Consider the following 2,188-nt stretch of genomic DNA (forward strand, 5'->3'; position numbering starts at 1 on the left):
GCCGCTTGCCGCAGCATTACGGCCATGGGCTCACCCTCATCGACAAAGATGCGCACATATCCTTCAGGCTCGGCGAGCGAAAGGGCATGCTTTAGATGATAGAGAGCAGATTTTGGCTTGTCTTCGCTTAAAGAGGCCATTGCTTGTAATATCTTGATCTCAAGTAAATAGCCATTGGCTCCAATCTCCTCCGATATCGCCTGTAGACGTTCCAGCAACTCTTTTGCCTCTTCGAAATGGCCAGAGAGATTATCATCGGTAGCGGTTGCAATCAGGACTCTCACATATGCGATGTAGAATTCCATCAAGTGATATCTTAGCTGCCTATCGCCTATTGGCTGATGAATTCGTCGCCATTGAAGAGCCGCCCTGTTGTTCCCTTGGGACAGTAACAATCTGGCCTCCGCGGCCGAAATACAAGCCTCAAACCAGGGTGAAATATTGGCAGCAAGTGACTTGGCTTTTTCAATTAGCACCTGCGCCTCGTCCAGTTCGCCAAATGCCGTCAGAATACGAGCCGCATTTGCATAATTCGACTTTTGACATCATGAACTGAGGTCAACGGATGTTGAGCCAGTTCAAGCACATTATCAACTAAATGATCGAACCGATTTCAAGGTGAATTGGCTTTTTGTAGCCCTTTAACCACCACTTTTCGATGAGGTCGGGGTGGCAACTTTATCCCTGTGCGCCTGCCGGGTGAAATACCTCGTCGTTTGGGTGGTTTGGCTGGTGTCCCAATCTGGCGAATAATTCGGCCAAAGTCACGTTGCACTAATGTTGGCGACATCTGACATGTCTTCATAGACGGCAAATTACGCTCCCAAGGGCGAGGCAAACTGTGGGCTAGATGGCGGGCCAGCCAGAGTTGAGCATAAGCCAGATGAGACAATTGCCACCAACTCTCTTCACGCACATCTTCAGGCGTCTGGAAACGAGTCAATAAGAGTTTTCGTTTACCAAAACGGAAGAAGTGTTCCAGGTCAAATCGTTGACAATAGGCCTGATAGATGTGCAACAAACTCAACTCCTGTCGCCGGTGACCGATGACCAGCAACCACAAAGGTCGCTTATAGACCACTTGTCCCTGTTCATCATAGCGGACAATTCGCAATAATGTAAAGGGGTGTCGATGCATCGGTAAGCGTTGTGGTTTGTTCTTACCACGCATGAGCATGTCACGCCAGGCCTGAATCTCTATTCGATGCACTTTGCCACGGCGACTTCTTTCCGTGAGAGTCAGCGTTTCATCTGGTTCAGGCCAGGTGGAGGCCTCTTTTAGAGAGAAAGCATCCCCGTACCATGTGGGATGTCCGGCACCGCTCTCTGAACCGGTTGGGACGGGCTGTTGATAGAAAGTGCGCGTGCCCCGTACCCGGGCAATGGTGAGCAAATGACGATGATGGCGATTAGCGTATAAGTAGGCCGGTTTGCTGTAGCTGGTATCCCCCACCTCCACGCACAAGTCACGACTGAATGGGAGCTGGCCGTCCTTGAGCAACGAATCGACCTGCTCAGCCCCAACTAACGCCTGATCCTCATCTGTGGACACCCGCCGGGTCAGTAAGGGAATGACCCAACTTGAGGAGACACCTGCCTCCCCTTCTGGCAACATGACCACGGTCGAATACTGGTGACCAATGGTTATGGGTTTATTCCCTTTCACAGTATTGGGCTGATACACGATTCCTCTATCGGCCAACGTCTGGGCAAATGGACGCGGTTGCGAGGTTACATCAACCCCTAATAACCTGAATGGTCGTGCCTGGGGTTGGGGCAGGTAAGTGGCCAGCAAACACAAGATGGCCTTCTCATCCCAGGTCATCTCAGCGATGGCTTTGAATATCGTCGAGTAACTGCGCCGAAAACAAGACGTTAAGCTGTACTCAACCACAGAGCTAGCATGAGGATTGCTACATATCGCATCTACCAATTCCATTAAAGTATCGGCTCGATTGTTAAAGTTCTGGTAAAGTTCTTCTCGGAACTGTGTCAATTCGGACGTGCATTTCTTGATCGTCATGCACCTCTAATGACACAGTTCTATCTACTTGTCAAATAGTCAAGTGTCTTTTGCGAATTGCTTTGTCAAAAGTCCAAATAATAAAGTACGCTACATATTAAGATCTTTCAAGCTACTTCCACGCTTTTTGTTAATCAGCCACATTCACAAAGCTATCACCATTTA

General features: G+C 49.2%; 2 protein-coding genes. Both read right to left on the reverse strand.

Going from position 1 to position 2,188, the window contains the following annotated elements:
• Positions 1–476: hypothetical protein (locus ACQY6F_RS18800; protein WP_428776631.1), on the reverse strand; the 476-nt coding region annotated here is incomplete at its 3' end.
• A gap of 137 nt (positions 477–613) precedes the next feature.
• Complete coding sequence (locus tag ACQY6F_RS18805) at positions 614–2,023, reverse strand: NF041680 family putative transposase (RefSeq protein ID WP_428776633.1); 1,410 nt, start codon at positions 2,021–2,023, stop codon at positions 614–616.
• Positions 2,024–2,188 lie beyond the last annotated feature (165 nt).

Origin of the sequence: Vibrio sp., from assembly GCF_050299255.1 — a bacterium.
GTDB lineage: Bacteria > Pseudomonadota > Gammaproteobacteria > Enterobacterales > Vibrionaceae > Vibrio.